The 16,842-nt window shown below is 70.1% G+C and carries 12 protein-coding genes, 2 pseudogenes and 1 CRISPR repeat array; of the genes and pseudogenes, 5 read left to right on the top strand and 9 right to left on the bottom strand.

The window, feature by feature from the left end; translation table 11 throughout:
- Window positions 1-545: 545 nt before the first annotated feature.
- Together HNP84_RS56895 and HNP84_RS56890 are read right to left on the bottom strand one after the other, a co-directional pair.
- Complete coding sequence (locus HNP84_RS56895) at window positions 546-785, bottom strand: winged helix-turn-helix domain-containing protein (protein ID WP_376772007.1); 240 nt, start codon at window positions 783-785, stop codon at window positions 546-548.
- A pseudogene (locus tag HNP84_RS56890) lies at window positions 680-1,069 on the bottom strand (HU family DNA-binding protein); the annotation flags it as partial. The gene HNP84_RS56895 and the pseudogene HNP84_RS56890, both read right to left, overlap by 106 nt.
- A gap of 101 nt (window positions 1,070-1,170) precedes the next feature.
- Here HNP84_RS56890 and HNP84_RS35170 point away from each other — a divergent pair.
- Window positions 1,171-2,109, top strand: coding sequence for a hypothetical protein (locus tag HNP84_RS35170; protein ID WP_185054357.1), 939 nt, complete (start codon window positions 1,171-1,173; stop codon window positions 2,107-2,109).
- A gap of 487 nt (window positions 2,110-2,596) precedes the next feature.
- On the opposite strand, the gene HNP84_RS35165 is transcribed toward HNP84_RS35170, so the two are convergent.
- The 7 genes from HNP84_RS35165 to kduI are packed head-to-tail and all read right to left on the bottom strand — an operon-like array spanning window position 2,597 to window position 10,171.
- The gene (locus HNP84_RS35165) at window positions 2,597-4,084 is read right to left on the bottom strand and encodes an aldehyde dehydrogenase family protein (RefSeq protein WP_185054356.1); all 1,488 of its coding nucleotides are present in this window, start codon (window positions 4,082-4,084) and stop codon (window positions 2,597-2,599) included.
- Between the two features lie 10 nt (window positions 4,085-4,094).
- Window positions 4,095-5,054 (bottom strand): ABC transporter permease, encoded by a 960-nt coding sequence (locus HNP84_RS35160; protein ID WP_185054355.1) that lies wholly within the window; start codon window positions 5,052-5,054, stop codon window positions 4,095-4,097.
- 1 nt (window position 5,055) lies between these two features.
- The gene (locus HNP84_RS35155) at window positions 5,056-6,537 is read right to left on the bottom strand and encodes a sugar ABC transporter ATP-binding protein (RefSeq protein ID WP_185054354.1); all 1,482 of its coding nucleotides are present in this window, start codon (window positions 6,535-6,537) and stop codon (window positions 5,056-5,058) included.
- Entirely contained in the window at window positions 6,534-7,487 is a 954-nt protein-coding gene (locus HNP84_RS35150) for an ABC transporter permease (protein WP_185054353.1), read from the bottom strand. Before HNP84_RS35150 ends, HNP84_RS35155 begins: the two co-directional genes overlap by 4 nt.
- Window positions 7,480-8,568 carry a sugar ABC transporter substrate-binding protein gene (locus HNP84_RS35145; protein WP_185054352.1) on the bottom strand — a complete coding sequence of 363 codons (1,089 nt, stop codon included), beginning with the start codon at window positions 8,566-8,568 and terminating at the stop codon, window positions 7,480-7,482. The genes HNP84_RS35150 and HNP84_RS35145 overlap by 8 nt, the downstream gene beginning before the upstream one ends.
- 35 nt (window positions 8,569-8,603) lie before the next feature.
- Window positions 8,604-9,362, bottom strand: a complete 759-nt coding sequence (locus tag HNP84_RS35140) for an SDR family oxidoreductase (protein WP_312926470.1) — start codon at window positions 9,360-9,362, stop codon at window positions 8,604-8,606.
- Window positions 9,359-10,171 (bottom strand): 5-dehydro-4-deoxy-D-glucuronate isomerase, encoded by an 813-nt coding sequence (gene kduI, locus HNP84_RS35135; protein ID WP_185054350.1) that lies wholly within the window; start codon window positions 10,169-10,171, stop codon window positions 9,359-9,361. The genes HNP84_RS35140 and kduI overlap by 4 nt, the downstream gene beginning before the upstream one ends.
- 111 nt (window positions 10,172-10,282) lie before the next feature.
- Here kduI and HNP84_RS35130 point away from each other — a divergent pair, with 111 nt between their 5' ends.
- The 4 genes and pseudogenes from HNP84_RS35130 to HNP84_RS35115 all read left to right on the top strand — a co-directional run.
- Window positions 10,283-11,053, top strand: a complete 771-nt coding sequence (locus tag HNP84_RS35130) for an IclR family transcriptional regulator (protein WP_185054349.1) — start codon at window positions 10,283-10,285, stop codon at window positions 11,051-11,053.
- A 20-nt stretch (window positions 11,054-11,073) separates the two neighbouring features.
- The gene (locus HNP84_RS35125; RefSeq protein ID WP_185054348.1) at window positions 11,074-11,298 is read left to right on the top strand and encodes a tautomerase family protein; all 225 of its coding nucleotides are present in this window, start codon (window positions 11,074-11,076) and stop codon (window positions 11,296-11,298) included.
- 285 nt (window positions 11,299-11,583) lie between these two features.
- Window positions 11,584-13,980, top strand: coding sequence for a galactose oxidase early set domain-containing protein (locus HNP84_RS35120; RefSeq protein ID WP_185054347.1), 2,397 nt, complete (start codon window positions 11,584-11,586; stop codon window positions 13,978-13,980).
- A gap of 420 nt (window positions 13,981-14,400) precedes the next feature.
- Window positions 14,401-14,535 (top strand): annotated as a pseudogene (locus HNP84_RS35115) (transposase); the annotation flags it as partial.
- Window positions 14,536-15,927: 1,392 nt separating this feature from the next.
- Window positions 15,928-16,566: direct repeats of the CRISPR family, unit length 29 nt; unit sequence CGGATCACCCCCACGGGCGTGGGGAGCAG.
- Window positions 16,567-16,842: the final 276 nt, after the last annotated feature.

Below are 16,842 nucleotides of genomic sequence, written 5' to 3'. Positions count from 1 at the left end.
TGGTCGACTGCTGTCTTACCGGGAGCCTCTTGTCATGCCAACCCGGTCCCGGCCCCACCCCTGCTGACCTGCGCGATCAGGTTGGAAAAGCCTCAGTGATGACGTGCGAAGACGGGCCATAGCCGTCCATCGACCGGCCAGCGCCCGCGCGATCGACGCGCGGAACTCCTCCCCGTTCGACAGCGTATGGAAGGGCCGCAGCCACGCCGGCGGCGACAGGTCCACGGGCACGTCGAACAGGCCCTGAAGTTGCAGCACTCTGGCGGTCTTGTGGGGCGGCGCCGACAAGGTGATCTCGGCTCGTACAGCACGACCTTTCCAAGGGGAAGCGGCGGGACGAGAGGGCTACATGAGGGCGCGTACGTTCCAGCCCTGGCCGGTCAACTGTTCGAGGAGCGCCGCGGCCTGCCGCGCATCGGCGGCGTCACCACTCCGGCGGTCGTTTACAAGATGGGGTTAGAGCAACTCAAGATTGACACGCGATGGAGTCGCTGTCCGATGCGACGACACCGCGCGCCGCTGCGAATTCCCAGCAAATACTCAGGTCAACTCGCGGTCGGCCATTTATCACGACTTGCGACGAATGTCCCGATCGTGGGCACGGTGCAAACCCATCCCTGTTCACGCAGCAGAGCGACGGCCGCACGGACCGTTTTCTTGGCGACACCGTACTCCTCCATCATTTCCGTCTCAGACGGCAGCACCTCGTCCGGCTCATAGCCGCCACGATCGATGCCCTCGATGACGGCGGCCGCGACCTTCTCAAACGGCCACGGCTCGCGGATCTTCGGGGCGTTCTCCGGCCCGACGTAGGAGCCTTGGGCGCGGACGGTGTAGATGACGCCTTCCTCGCCAGGATGGCCAACGCCTTGTACGGGGGTTCATGCCGATCGGGCCGGTGTTCGGGTCGCGCCGCACGAGCCTGGCGGTAGGCGCGGCCGAAGACCCCGAGCCGCCCGATGCGGACCTCATCACCCTTGGCCACGGTGCTGACGATGATGTCGATCAACGCCTCGACGCTCCGCTTCGCGGCCGCTGTGGAAGGGGCCTCAGTCCGCCTGCCCCACTCCTCAACGAGCTCTGCCTACATCCGACGTGACAGCGTGGGCGGCGTCCACGCGGAGACGACTCGGAAGTTCGCCGGAGCCAGCACGGTGGAATATCACCCCTATGCTCGGTGTGCGCAAGGCGCTGTATTTCGGGCTTTTCGCTGCTTTAGGGGCCACGTTCGGCTGGTTCTCGTGGATCGCCGCCGGAATCCTGCTTACCAAGACCCGCGAGGTGTGGATCTCCGCGCTCGTGGGCGGCCTTCTTGGCGCGGCCATCGACGGGCTGCTGCGCTACCGGCGAACCCTTCGGGCCAGCCCTGAAGACCAACCAGTGACCGGATTCCCCTTTCTCACCGTGCTACTGACGGCCTCAGGCACTTTCCTCGCCGCGGCCGACGAGAACTCACTGGGCGAGGTCGTCAAAGAGGTACGGTGGCCGTTCCTGTTCAGCGTGACCACCTTTTTCGTCGGCGGGCTCGCCGGATACTCCCCGTGGTTCGCGATCGTCCCCGCCGGGACGACGGTGATGGCGATCGCGGGCTTCTTCCTGCTGTTTGGCCTGGGGCCGACCGAGGAGACGGAGCAGTACGCACCCGTCTCGGTGCCTCGGCTCGGGCCCGCGATCTCCGGATTCACCCAGAGTCTGCTGCAGGCACCGGATGTTCCTGCACAGACGTGGACGGCGGCGCAGGCGCAGTTACGAGCGGGCGCCTCGGGAAAGCTGATCGAGCCCGAGATTCCGTCCTTCGTCTCAGGGCCGCTGGGCTTCCTGGCCGGCTGCGACCGCATCCCTACCCAGCCGAATGTCTGGACGCCCACCTCGTTCCTGGAACGCAAGCGTGCCCTGTGCCGCCACATCGACGCCACAACCAACGCGGAGTGGGCGCGCTCGGTGATCGTCGTCGGGTTCTTCTGCGCGTCGCTGGCCCTGGGCCGCCCGGCTGGAGCGGAGGTGGCGCCCCGAAGAGTATGTTCGCCATCCCATCCGCAAATACGACAGGGCCGGACTGTTCCTTGCTGCGCTCGGCCTAGTCGCGGGCTTGCTGGCACTCCGTCTTAGCGGCTACTGACGCGCGGGGTCAGGCCCCACCAAGCAGGTGCGCCCTGGCCAGGTCGGAACCGGTAAAGCGGAACCTGCGGGTCAACAGGGGCGAGAGGCGGCCGCCGTCCGAAATCGCGGCCGTCTCTGGGGCCGTGGGCGAAGAAGGTGCGCTCGCGTATATGCGGGGTATCGCCGCACGGGAGGGGAACGGCTGCGCGCGCCCGGAGCTCGGCGAGCTTGAGCAACCGGAACAGACACGTCGATTCGGCCGTCTGGGGTGAGCAGTGCCCATCGTTCGCGGGTAGGCAGGGTTCCCATCGGGCTCGTTCACGCTCTGCACGCCGCCGTTGCCGTAGTACGCCATCAGTAGCGGCTCGAGGCAGGGGCAGGCCAGGCGGTGTGACGAGCGGCTGATATGGGGCGCACATGAGCGCCTCCCGGGCAGGGGCGGCAGTAGCCGATGGGCAGGCCCTGGGGAGGGAGGCGCTCATGTGCATGCTCACTGTCAGCCGATGTCGGCGATCACGGTCTTCAGCTCCGTGAAGTCGTCCAGCCCGAAGGAGCCCAGCTCTCGACCCCAGCCGGACTCCTTGTAACCGCCGCGTGGCAGGGTGACGTCGTCTGCGTGCCAGGTGTTGACCCACACCGTCCCGGCTCGCAGCCGGCCCGCGACCCTGTGACCGCGCGCGAGGTCGCGCGTCCACACCCCGGCCGCAAGGCCGTAACGGGTGTCGTTGGCCATCGCCACCACCTGCTCCTCGCTGTCGAACGGCACCGCCGTCACCACGGGGCCGAAGATCTCCTCACGCTGCACCGGCATCTGCTCCAGTACGCCGGTCAGCACCGTCGGCTCGACGTAGTAGCCGACCGGCCGGGCGCGGTCGCCGCTGCCGGCCGCGGCCGAGGCACCGGCCGCCAGCCCGCCGCGCACGTAGCCCAGCACCTTCTCGTGCTGCTCGGCGGAGACCAGCGGGCCCATGTCGGCGTCGTCGAAGTTGCTGCCGAGCCGGATCTTACGCGCCGCCTCCGACAGGCTCTTCACGACCTCGTCGTAGACGGGCCGCTCGACATAGAGCCGGGAGCCGTTGACGCAGCACTGCCCCTCGTTGAAGAAGCCCGCCAGCGCCGAGCCGGCCACGGCGCGATCGAGGTCGGCGTCGGCGAAGATGATGTTGGGCGCCTTGCCGCCCAGCTCCAGGGAGACCTTCTTGAGGTTGCCCGCCGCCACGGCCACGATCCGCTTGCCCACCTCGGTGGAGCCGGTGAAGGCCACCTTGTCCACGCCACGATGGGCGACCAGGGCGGCGCCGGTGTCGCCGTAGCCGGGCAGCACGTTGACCACGCCCGGCGGGAACCCCGCCTCCAGCAGCAGCGAGCCCAGCCACAGCGCGGTCAGCGGCGTCTGCTCCGCGGGCTTGAGTACCACCGTGTTCCCCGCGGTCAGCGCGGGAATGATCTTGAAGCAGGCCATCAGGAGGGGGAAGTTCCACGGCACGATGGCGGCCACCACCCCCACCGGCTCGCGCCGGGTGTAGGCGTGGTGCGGGCGCTCGGTGGACATGGGGATCGTGGTGCCCTCGATCTTGGTGGCCCACCCGGCGAAGTAGCGGAACAGCTCGGCGGCGGTGGCAACGTCGCCGTCGCGGGCGGCGCTGACCAGCTTGCCGTTGTCCAGCGACTCCAGTTGCGCCAGTATCTCGGCGTCGCGCTCGATCAGCTCGGCCGCCCGCCACAGCAGCCGCGCACGCTGGCGCGGGGTGGTCCGGCTCCAGGCCGAGCCGTCCTCGAAGGCGGCGCGCGCCGCGCGCACAGCCCGCTCGACGTCCTCGGCGCCCGCCTGGGCGACCCGGACAAGGTCGGTCTCGGTGGCCGGGTTGACGGTGGCGAAGGTACGGCCGTCGGCGGCCGGGCGCCACTCGTCGCCGATCAGGAGGTCCTTGTCGCTGTTCAGGAAGTCGGCGACGGCGGGATGGAACGCCTGAGAGAGGGTCACGGATAGTCCTTCACTTGACGATGGATACTTTGGATCGGTCGATGGTGAGCGCCACGGCGCCGACGACGAGCACGCCGTACAGGATGGACTCGTAGGCGGCGTCCACCCCGGCGTAGGACAGGCCGACGCGCAGCAAGGTGACGATTCCCGCGCCGACCAGCGTGCGCCACAGCGCGCCATGGCCCCCGGTGATCGCGGTGCCGCCGACGACGATCGCGGCCACCGCGGGCAGCAGGAGGCTGTCGGCCAGCGTGGGCGCACCGCTGAAGGTGCGGGCGACCAGCAGCACCCCGGCCAGCCCGGCGGTGCCGCCGGAGAGCGCGAAGGCGATCACCTTGATCCGGGCGATGGGCAGGCCGGCCAGGCGGGCGGCGGGCTCGGCGTGCCCGACGGCGCGTACCCACCTGCCCAGCGGGGTCACTCGCAGCAGCGCGGCCAGCGCCGCCATGGTGCCGAGGGCGACGAGCACGGCGGAGGGCACCAGCCCGCCCAGCCGGGTGAAGGCCCAGTCGGTCGGGGTGCTGTCGGGCATCGGCACGGTCGCCGCTCCGGAGGCCAGCAGGGCGAGGGCCGACCACAGGGTCATGCCGCCGAGCGTGACGACGAAGGAGGGGATGCGGAAGGCGACGTGGACCAGCCCCTGCACGGCGCCTGCCAGGGCGCACAGGGTGACCACCGCCGGTACGGCCCAGCCGTGCAGGCCGGGTGCCCACGACGCGAGCAGCACCGAGGCCAGCGAGGCGAGCGCGGCGACGGACAGGTCGATGCCTCCGCACAGGACCACGATCGTGGCCCCCGCTGCCAGCACGGTGAGGGGCGCGGCGGAGTCGGCGAGCGTCAGCAGACTGCCGGCCTCCAGCAGTCCGGGGCTGGCCGCGGCGAGCGCGGCCAGCAACACCAGGAAGGCGGCGACCGGCATGGCGGTCACGACGAGCAGGCGGCGGTCGGGCAGGTGGGCGGCGACGGCCATCTCAGACCATCTCCTTGACCAGCTCGACCGGGTCGGGCTTGGCGCCCGGTGGGGTATGCAGCGTCATGGTGACCCGCCCTTCCTTCATGACCAGCACCCGATCGCTCATGGCGATGCACTCCTCCAGGCTGTCGGCCAGCATCAGGACCGACACGCCCGACGCCGACAAGTCGCGGATCAGCCGGTAGACCTCCGACTTCGCGCCGACGTCCAGGCCGCGTGTGGGGTGGTCGAGCAGCAGCACCCGCAGCGACCCGGTCAGCAGCCAGCGGGCCAGCACCACCTTCTGCTGGTTGCCGCCCGACAGCGTTCCGATGGCCGTGTGCCGGTCGGGCGTCTTGATGCGCAGCCGCTCGATCCACTCCTCCACCGCCTGCGCCTCGCGCGCCAGCGCGCCGGTGTGCGGCAGCGCCATGTTCTCGGCCACCGACATGGCGGCGACGATGCCCTCCACCTTGCGCTCGGACGGCACGTATCCCAGCCCCGCCCGTACGGCATCGCGCGGGCTGGACAGCCTGACCGTCTCCCCGTCGAGCTCGACCTGCCCGGCGGTGATGGCCCGGCCGCCGAACAGCGCGCGGCACAGCTCCTCGCGCCCGGAGCCGTGCACGCCCGCCACGGCCACCACCTCGCCCCTGGCCAGGTCGAAGGAGACGTCGGAGAAGCCGTCGCCGCACAGGCCGCGCACGCTCAGCCGTACCGACTCACGCTCGGGCGGCGTGTGCAGGTCGTCGTGGTAATGGCTGCCGGTGGCCTCGGTGCCGATCATCATCCGGTGCAGGTCGGCGGCGTCGGCGGTGGCCGGGTCGATCTCTCCCGCGACCTGTCCGCCGCGCAGCACGTAGACCCGGTCGCAGACCTGGAGCACCTCGTCCAGCCGGTGGGAGACGAAGACCACCGAGGCGTGCTTGCGCAGCCGCTCGATCTGCGCGAACAGGGTCTCGATCTCCTCGGTCTCCAGCACCGAGGTGGGCTCGTCGAGCAGCACCACGGGCGGCTCCTTGGTGCGCTCCTCGATGGCCAGCACCTTGGCGATCTCCACCATCTGCCGCTCGGCGAAGCTCAGCGTCTCGGTGCGGGCCATCGGGTCCACGCGTGATCCGATCTTGTCGAGCTGCGCCTGGGCCAGCTCGCGCAGCCGCCGCCACCGGTAGACCCCCAGCCGTACGCCCGAGCCCTCGCAGCCGAGCAGGATGTTCTCGGCGGCGGTGAGGTTGGGCACCAGCGACTGCTCCTGGAAGACCATGCCGATGCCGTGGGCCGCGGCCTCGGCCACACCGCGCAGCCGTACCTGGCGCCCGCGAACCGAGATGGTGCCCTCGTCGGGCCGCACCAGCCCGACCAGCGCTTTGAGCAGCGTGGACTTGCCGGCGCCGTTCTCCCCGGCCAGGCCCACGACCTCGCCGGGGCGGATCTGCAGGCTCACGCCGTCCAGGGCCACCACGCCCGGGTATGCCTTGCGCAGCCCGCTCACCTCGATCACTTGACCACCTCCAGGCGGTGGCGCAACGGCCAGAGGGTGGCACCCACCGCGAAGACCACGATCACGCCCTGGACGGCCCGCTGGGCGTAAGGGCTGACGCCGATGAGGACCAGGCCGTTGGCCAGTACGGTGAGGATGAGCACGCCGACCATGGAGTGGGCGACACCGCCCCGGCCCCCGGCCAGTTGGGTGCCGCCGACCACGGCGGCGGTGATCGCGGCGAAGCTCAGCCCTGCCCCGGCCTGCACGATGCCGGAGCCGAGCTGGGCGGTGATCATCACGGCGGCCAGGCCGTAGCAGGCGCCGGCCAGGGTGAAGGCCGCCACCTTGTACCTGCCGACCCGGATGCCCGACAGGCGCAGGATGTCCTCGCCGCCGCCGATCGCCAGGGCGTAGCGGCCCAGCCGCGTGTAGCGCTGCACGAGCCAGGCCAGCGCCACCGTGGCCAGCGCCAGGTAGGTGAGGCGGGTGAAGCCCAGCCAGCGCCCGCTGGCCCACTGCAGCAGCCACGGGTCGGAGACGGTCGGCTGCACGCCCGCGAACAGCACGGTCGCGACGCCGAGCCCGATCGCCGAGACGCCCAGCGTGGTCATGAACGAGGGCACCTTCAGCCCGACCGACAGCACGCCGCTGAGGCAGCCGAACGCCGCGCCGAGTGCCACGACCAGCAGGACGCCGAGCGGGCCCAGATCCAGGGCGGTGCGGCTGTTGGCCACCAGCAGCGACACCGCCAGCGCGCAGGCGCCCATCACTCCCGCCGCCGACAGGTCGATGCAGCCCAGGATCAGTACGTAGGTGGCGCCGATGGTCACCACCGCCAGCACCGCGCCCGCGTCGAGCAGGTTCTGCAGGTTGCCCAGCGTCCGGAACTGCGGCGACAGGACCGCGAACACGGCGACCAGCGCGAGCAGCGCGGCTGCCGGGCCGTAAGTCTGGATGCGCTCAGCCATCGGCGACCGGCCCGGTGACCCGGCTGAACAGGTTGGCGCACTCGAACTCGGCCGGGTCCACCTTGGGCGTGGCGAACTGCGGGGCGTTGTCCTTGGTGACGAGGAACTGCTTGGCGTAGAAGGCGCGGGGCTGGACCGAGGCGACGTTCAACTGTCCGGTGGCCGCGCAGTAGCCCATGGCCAGGCCGATGCCGCCCTGCCAGGGTCCGTCGCTGGAGATGGTGGCGGTCATGGTGCCGTCCTGAACGGCCTTGACGGCGTCGGGTACGGCGTCGATGCCGACGACCGCCACCTTGCCGCTCTTGCCCGCCGCCTCCAGCGCCTGCAGCGCCCCGAGCGCCATGTCGTCGTTGGCGGCCCAGACGCCCTTGATGGCGTCGCCGTGCTTGGTCAGCAGCGTCTTGGTCAGGGTGAGGGCCTTGGCCCGGTCGAAGTCGGCCGTCTGCTGGTCCAGCAGGCTGACCTCGGGGTGCTCGGCCAGCGCGGCCTGGAGTCCCGCGAAGCGGTCCTTGGCGGCGGCGGTGTCCAGGATGCCCTGCAGGGCGACGATGCCGCCGCTGCCGCCGATCGCCTTGATCAGCGCTTCGGCGATCTGCTTGCCGGAGTCCTTGCCGTCATAGGTGATGTGCGCGATCCAACGGTCGTAGTCGGCCGGTTTGAGGTCGGCGGGCTTGTTCCACTGGGTGACCAGGTAGGCTCCGGCGGCCTGGGCCTGCTTGACGATGGGAGTGGTGTCGGAGTCGCCGTTGGGCAGCACGTTCAGCACGGTGCACCGGGCGTCACCGGAGGCCAGCACCTGGCGGATCTGCTCCTGCTGTTTGGCGGACTCGCCGTCGTAGGTCAGCCGCTGCTGGGTCAGGTTGACCTTCTTGGCGAATTCGTCGCCGCCCTGCAGCCAGGCCGCCTCGTACGGATTGGTCTGGTTGCGGACCTGGCCGATCAGTTTGATCTGCTCCGGCTTGCACGCGCCGTCAGGCTTCTGGGTGTCCCCGCCGGACGCTGTGGAGTCGGTGCCCCCGCACGCGGCGAGAAGCAGTGTGCCTGCGGCGAGCAGAGCGAAGGTGGCGCGTATGGTGGTCATGGAGTAGTCGCCTCATCTCGGGGGGTGTGCGGGGGTCAGCGGGCGGTCCAGCCACCGTCGACGACGAGAACGTGTCCGGTGACGTAGGCGGAGGCGCCGGAGGCCAGGAAGACGGCGGCGCCGACGAGGTCGTCGGGCTCGCCCCAGCGTCCGGCCGGGATGCGGTCGGTGATGGCGTGCAGCCGGTTGGGATCTTCGCGCAGCGGCTGGGTGTTGTCGGTGACGATGTAACCGGGCGCGATGGCGTTGACCTGGACCCCGTGCCCGGCCCACTCGTTGGACAGGGCGCGGGTCAGCCCGGCGATGGCGTGCTTGGTCGCGGCGTAGGAGGCCACGTTGAGCCCGCCCTGGAACGACATCAGGCTCGCGACGTTGATCACCTTGCCGGAGCCACGGGAGACCATCGGACCGGCCAGTTGCTGGGTGAGGAAGAACAGGCTGTTGAGGTTGACGTCGAGGACGTGGGACCAGTCGGCCGGGCGGATTTCGGCCGCCCGCCGCCGGTCGATGATGCCGGCGTTGTTGACCAGCACGTCCACGTGCTCCTCGGTGGCCAGGCGCGCGGCGGTGGCGCGTACCTGGGCGGGGTCGGACAGGTCGAGGTCGACGACGCGGACCCGGCGGCCGAGCGCCGAGACCGTGGCGGCGGTGGCCTTCTGACTGTGGGGCCGGCCGAGCAGCACCAGGTCGGCGCCCGCCCTGGCCAGGCCGAGCGCCAGCGCGCGCCCGATGCCGCGGCCGGCGCCGGTGACCAGCGCGGTCTTGCCGTCCAGCGAGAACAGGGCAGCCGTCACAGCTGCTCCAGCGTGACGGTTTGGAGGTCGCCGTAGTCGGTGTTCTCGCCCGCCATGGCCCATACGAAGGCGTAGGGACCGGTGCCGGCCCCCGCGTGTACCGACCAGGCCGGGCTGATCACCGCCTGCCGGTCGGCGACCAGCAGGTGGCGGGTGGCGCCGGGGCGGCCGAGCAGGTGGATCACCCGGTCGCCCGGTGCCAGTCCGGTGTAGAGGTAGATCTCGGTGCGGCGGTCGTGCAGGTGGGGTGGCATCGTGTTCCACACCGAGCCGTCGTGCACGACCGTGACACCGAACTGGAGGCGGCAGGAGGGGTGACCGCCGCCCCACACGTAGCGGTACAGGTCGCGCCGGCTGGCGCGCGAGTCCTCGCCGAGCGCCAGCGGTTCGACGGTGTCGCGGCTGAAGCGGGCGGTGGGGTGGGTCGCGTCGGCGGGCGCGGATACCAGCAGATAGCAGGCTCCTTCCCCGGACAACCGGATGTCCGACCCCTTGCCCACATACAGCCCGTCGAGGGTGCCGAGCTTGTGCGCGCTGCCGTCCACGATCACGTCGCCCGGGTCGCCGAGGTTGACCACGCCCAGCTCGCGCCGGTCCAGGTGCGCCGGTGTGCCGACCGCCTCCCAGGCGGGGATGGCCAGTGGCTGGTCGGCGGGCATCGCGCCGGCGATCACCATCCGGTCCTCATGGGTGTAAAGTCCGCACACCTCGCCGGGGGCGAAGAGGTCTGTCACCAGGTATCGATCGCGGAGTTCGGCCGCGGTGGCCGTTTCCACCGACTCGGGGTCAGTCGCGTGCCGGATCTCCATGGCCGGTTCTCCTTGGACACATTCATATTCGTGGACGAGATTCAAGGATCAGGATGGCCGTTTATGGGGGAAGGTGTCAAGCATGTGGATGCCATCCTCTATCCTGAACGCATGGCGGACAACCCTACGGGAACCCAGCCGGTCAAGTCGGCGGCCAGGGCCCTGGACATCCTCGAAGACCTCGCCGCCCACGGACCTGCGTCCCTGCACGTCCTGGCCAAACGCATGGGCCTGCCCAAGAGCAGCCTCCACGCCCTGCTGCGCACGATGCAGGGCCGCGGCTGGATCGAGACCGACCCCACCGGCACCGTTTACTCCCTGGGCATCCACGCGCTGCTGGTCGGCTCGGCCTATCTCGACGGCGACCTCGTCGTGGCGCGCACCGCCCCACTGCTGGACGAGCTCGCGCGGGCCACCGGCGAGACCGTGCACCTTGCCCGGCTCGAAGGAAGCCATGTGGTATACACGGCCAAGCGGGAGTCGGTCCATCCGCTGCGGATGTTCTCCGCCGTGGGTCGTCGCCTGCCGGTCTACTCCACGGCGCTGGGCCGGGCGATCCTCGCCCAGATGGAGGACGAGCAGGCCAGGAGCATGCTCCCACCGGTGCTCGAACCCGTCACGCAGTACACCACCACCGACCCCGAACGGGTCATCGGCCTGCTGGCCGAGGTCCGCCGCGACGGCTATGCGCTTGAGCACGAGGAGTCCTGCCTCGGGCTGGCCTGCATCGCCGTGGCGCTGCCCTTCACTCAGCCGGGCCGCTATGCCATCAGCATCTCGGTGCCCCTGGTCCGGCTCGACGAGGAGGCGCAAAAGAACATCGTCGAGCAGTTGCTGGCGGCCCGGCAGAGCCTGGAACAGCCGTTCTCCCGCAAGTCCTGATCCCGGAAAGGAAGACATCCATGCCCAACATCACCGTCGAGTTACTGCGTGGCCGCACCCTCGACCAGCGCCGGCAGTTCGTCGAGGCCGTGACCCAGCAAGCCGTGGCCATCCTCGGTGCGCGGCGACAGGACGTCCGCATCGTCTTCACCGAGATCGGCGGCGACGACGTCGCCAACGGCGGCGTGCTGGCCGTGGACGACACCTCCCGCGCGGAGGTCCTGGCTCGCCACGGTCAAGCCTGAGCGACCCAGCCCGCCCCGTTACCGGGTAAGCCCCTTCCGGCGTACGCCCGTTCACGCACCTGAACGCAAATCACATCCTTGACCGCAGCTTTGTGCGACCTTAGGGTGCGTTCAGAATTTCAAACCTCGTTCACAGTTAGGAAAGGAGCGGGGGTTGTGAAGCGTCTCGGAAGGGGTGCGGCCCTGTTGTGCCTTGTGGCCGCCTCCGTAGTGATCCCGGCGTCGGCGGCGCATGCCGACTTAGACGCCACCGGCCAGTGGGGATCGGTGCTCCCCTGGCCGGTAATGCCCATCAACAGCGCGCTGACCGCCGACGGCAAGGTCATGACGTTCGGCACCGACACCGCCGGCAACCAGGGCGGCGAGTGGAACTTCGACATCTGGGACCCGGCGACCGGCACGCACGAACTGACCGACAACACCACGTTCACCGACCTGTTCTGCTCGGTGCAGGTCTACGACCCCATTCGTGACGTCATCTTCACCGCGGGCGGGGACGACGGCCGCAGTCCCGGCTCCAATTGGGGGCCGGTGGGCTTCACCAGCTTCTCGGCGGCCGACGGCCTGCGCAACGAGGCGCCGATGAACTTCCCCCGCTGGTACCCCACCGCGACCGTGATGCCCAACGGCGAGATCGTCGTCGAGGGCGGCTCCTCGGAAGGCGTCGGGGGGCCGGGTGTGCTGACTCCGGAGCGGTACACGCCGGGCGTCGGCTGGACCTCGCTCACCGCCGCGAGCAGCGCCTACGCCTATGGCAACGACCAGAATCGCTGGTGGTACCCCCGCAGCTGGGTCGCACCCAACGGCAAGATCTTCGGCGTGTCCGGCTCGAACATGTACTACCTCGATCCGGCCGGGGCCGGCTCCATCACTCCCGCGGGAACGTTCCCAGGCGGCAACATCGGCGCGACCTCGACCGCGGTGATGTACCGCCCCGGCAAGATCCTCCAGGTCGGCGGCGGTGGCTACTCCAACGGCGGCGGCGGCGACGGCTCGAAGGCCGCCAGCGTCATCGACATCAACGGCGCCACCCCCGCGGTGACGCCGGCCGCGCCGATGACCTTCGGCCGCCACTGGGCCGACGCCACCGTGCTACCGACCGGCGACGTCCTGGTCAACGGCGGCTCCCTGCCCAACAACGGCGACACCGGCGTGGCCTACCAGCCCGAGCTGTGGAACCCCGACACCAACACCTGGACCACGCTGCCCGCCGAGGAGCGGATGCGCCTCTACCACTCCACCTCGATCCTGCTCCCCGACGGCCGGGTCCTGGTCGGCGGTGGCGGTGCGCCTGGTCCGCAGAGCAACCTCAACGCGCAGATCTACTCCCCGCCCTATCTGTTCGACGGCAACAGCCCCGCCCCCCGCCCGGCCATCACCTCAGCCCCGGACACCATCACCCACGGCACCCCGTTCTCCATCGAGGTGTCCGGCTCGGTCAGCCGGGCCACCCTGGTACGCGCCGGAGCCGTCACCCACTCCTTCAACGGCGGCCAGCGCTTCATGGACCTGCCCATCAGCGGATCCGGCAGCAGCCGCACCCTCACCGCACCCGCCAACGGCAACATCGCCCCACCCGGCCTGTACCTGCTGTTCGTCCTCGACTCCGAAGGCACCCCCTCGGTCGCCAAGCTGGTGCAGATCGACCCGCCCGGCAACCGCCCCGCCGTGCTCGCCGACGGCTTCGAGGACGGAGCGGTCGCCGCTCCCGGCGGCTGGATCGACTACTCGGCCGGGCAGAGCCTCGGCCCCTGGTCGGTGACCGCACCGATCACCAAGGACCAGGCCGGCCACCACGGCGGCCTGGGCGAGACCGGCCACCACCTCGACCTCGACGACGACGGCCAGGTGCGGCGCACCATCACCGGGCTGACACCCGGCGCGACCTACCAGCTGTCCCTGCGATACGCCCGGCACCGCGGCACCGACGGCCCCGTGTCGGCCACCGTCTCGATCGCCGGGCTGAACCACACCTGGTCGGCCTCCAACACCTCCTCAGGCACCTTCTCCACCCTCGACCAGACCTTCACCGCCACCGCGACCTCGCACACACTCACCCTCACCGGCGCCGGCAGCACCTCGGGCTGCTGCGGCATGGTCATCGACGACGTCGCGATCTGGCGCACCGGCACCGTGCCGGTCACGCCCACCCTCGTCGACAGCTTCGAGGAGGGGCCGCCGGCACCAGTGAAGGGCTGGATCGACTACAGCGCCGGTCAGAGCTTCGGTCCCTGGTCGGTGACCGCACCGGTCTCCCGGGACCAGGCCGGCAGCCATTTCGGGCTCGGATTCGTAGGCCACCATCTCGACCTCGACGACGACGGCCAGGTCACGCGCACGGTGACCGGGCTGACCCCCGGCCGGCCCCACACGATCACCCTGCGCTACGCCCGGCACTTCGCATTGGGCGGCTCGGTCTCGGCGAACGTCTCGATCGCCGGGCTGGACCACACCTGGTCGGCCTCCAACACCTCCGCGGCCGAATTCGGAGTACTCAAGCAGACCTTCACGCCAACGGAGACCTCGCACACACTCACCCTGCGCGGAGTGTCGAGCGCGTCCGGCTGTTGCGGGATGGTCGTGGACAACGTGGTGATCTGGCAGAACGCCCCAGGCGGAGGCGGCCCGCTGACGGCTCCCGCTCGCCGGGCCGGTCCTGAAGACCACAGCAAACACCACTGATGCGTTAAGCGGCCCGTCCGGTGCGCACAACGCCGGAGTTCTTCGGCCAAGGCCGTTCTCGCGGCACCGAAGTCGCAGCAGCAGGCCGAAGGGGCACTCGACGATCCAGCAGTGCCGGCTGAAGCCTTGGTCAAGGCCAGCTCATGACCCTGGCGGCGGTTCCGCTGCCGGATGGAAAGACGCCAAGGCCGGCGGCATCCGATCTCCGGACTTCCCTGATGTTCCTCGGAGCTCTCCTGACCGTGCTCCGGCGTTCACACAGGAACGTATGACCGGGAGAAGATCCGTGTTCCTTGGCTGATCGTACAGTCTCAGGTTAGCGGGTATGGGAGACCAGCGGCTCCTTAATGGACAGACTGGTCTCCCTGACCCGCTCGACACACATCGGGACGCGGCGCCAGCGGCTTGCGTCCACGGGCGGCCGAGGCCGACATCCTGTGCGGCGCCGGCTACGGCGAGCGCAGCGAGGAGCGGACCAACCGGCGCAACGGCTACCGCACTCGCGGGTGCGACACCCGCACCGCGCCAGTGCCGACAGCCTCACCAGGGGTCCGCCACCCGGCCATCCGCCTCCAGCCCATACCGGAGGAGGTCGGACCACTGATCATCCGTCCCCTCCTTCTCCCGCTTCTCGGCCAGGACCCACAGCTCGGAGGCGTCGCCGGCGTCGGCGGCGGCAAGCGGGCCGACAGGCGTCGTCCTCGTCCGCAGTCTGTGCCGTGTGAGCCTCGCCTGGCCGCCGATCGCCTCCGTCCGAATCCTCCCCAGCACCGGGCCCAAGCGCCGCACTGGTCCTGCGTCCGGTGTTCGGCTACACCACACGCGCCTCGTTCGCCGGACAGCGCCTGTCGTGGACCACCGTCCGCTCCCCCGGCCAGGCAAGACCGCCGGGACACCAAGGGCTGGGCCAGGCGGAAATGGGGCCACATCTCGGATCCGGCACCTGCCAGCGAGGGGATGGGGGGCGGACATCGCATCGAGCGCAACTCTTGACTCGGCCCGCCAGACCGCCCGCCGCGAGAGTTACGCCGGAGCCCGCCGGCCCAAGCACGTCGGCCCCGATGGCCGGGAAAAGCCCATCCGACATCGGTTCCCTGCTCATCTGGCAGCAACCCCACCCTCTCTACTTGCTCGAACTGCTCTGCCGCAGCCACCCGGCGCCCGAGCTGGTGACCCGCTTCGCCGAGCTGGTGAAACAGACGGCGGCGTTCATGGCCTCCTTCGCCGAGGAGCGCGACGGCCGCTACCACCTGCCCGCCCCGGTGATGCCCGTGCAGGAGTTCTATGACGCCAAGGCCGGACCCCACGTTCGGGCTGGCCTACTGGTGGTGGGGGCTGGAGATCGCGCAACGCTTGCGCGAACGCCTCGGCCTCAAGCGGCACGAGACCTGGCAGCACATCCAGGACAACCTGGTCAGACCGCATCAGCGCGAGGGCTCGTACACCACCATCGCCACCGAGCCCTACCTGCGCCGCGACGACCACCCCGCGTTGCTGTGCGCGCTCGGCGTCGTCCCGGCCACCCCGCTCATCGACCCGGCCGTCATGGAGTCCACCCTCCTCGACGTCCGCGACAACTGGCAGTGGGACACCGCCTGGGGCTGGGACTTCCCCGTCATGGCCATGACCGCCACCCGCCTCGGCCGCCCCGACCTGGCCATCGACGCCCTGCTCATGGACACCCCCAAGAACACCTACCTGCCCACCGGGCACAGCCCCTGGATCGGCAGCCTCCTGCCGCTCTACCTGCCGGCCAACGGCGGCCTGCTCGCCGCCGTCTCCCTCATGGCCGCCGGCTGGGACGGCGACGACAGCGACTGTCCTGGCTTCCCCACGATGGCACGTGGGTGGTCCGGCAGGAGGGTTTCACCCCGTGGCCGTGACGCCCGATCTGCCCCGCCGCCAATGGGGCCGCACAACATCAGCGACCTGCGGTTCTTCTCATTTCGGATCACCCCCACGGGCGTGGGGAGCAGGCCACCCACAGGTCCAGTACGCCGGGCTGTGTCGGATCACCCCCACGGGCGTGGGGAGCAGGGCGGTGAGCGTGGTCGCGCTCAGGTGGCCGGCGGATCACCCCCACGGGCGTGGGGAGCAGCAACTCCTGCGCGGCCACCCCGGCAAAGGCGTCGGATCACCCCCACGGGCGTGGGGAGCAGCGCAGCACCCGCGCGAGCGTGAAGTGAATGTCCGGATCACCCCCACGGGCGTGGGGAGCAGAACACGAGCTTCCGCGCCACCCGGGTGCCGATCGGATCACCCCCACGGGCGTGGGGAGCAGCCCAGTTCCGTACCTCGGGCATGAACCGAGGACGGATCACCCCCACGGGCGTGGGGAGCAGCCCAGTTCCGTACCTCGGGCATGAACCGAGGACGGATCACCCCCACGGGCGTGGGGAGCAGCTCGTTGGCGTGTCGGCACTGTGGGCGCCGCGCGGATCACCCCCACGGGCGTGGGGAGCAGTATGCAGACGACCAGCGGGGCGGGGAATGCCGAGGATCACCCCCACGGGCGTGGGGAGCAGAGGGCCCGCGTCATGGGAAGGACGATCTCCCGCGGATCACCCCCACGGGCGTGGGGAGCAGACTTCCTGAGCAGCCAGGATAACCGTGAGCTGCAGTGACGTGTATGTCGGTGTTTGTCGGTGATTTTCTTCTGTTCGGCTCCACCCTCGCCAGCTAGGTCTCAGTTTCGTCTCTCACGTGCAGGCCGCAGCCGTCCGCCGCGCGATCGGCGAACGGATGTCCGCGATCGCCCAGGCGCCGGGCTGGCCACCGACATGAGACTCGACGCGCAGCGGCCGTCCTCCGTGACCGGGCGAGGACGCCATCCTCACCCTCGCCGAATGAGTCACCGGTCGA

It is taken from the genome of Thermocatellispora tengchongensis (assembly GCF_014202315.1).
GTDB classification, from domain to species: Bacteria; Actinomycetota; Actinomycetes; order Streptosporangiales; family Streptosporangiaceae; genus Thermocatellispora; species Thermocatellispora tengchongensis.
The sequence above is the reverse complement of the archived record's forward strand: the minus strand, read 5'-3'. Positions and strand labels throughout refer to the sequence as shown.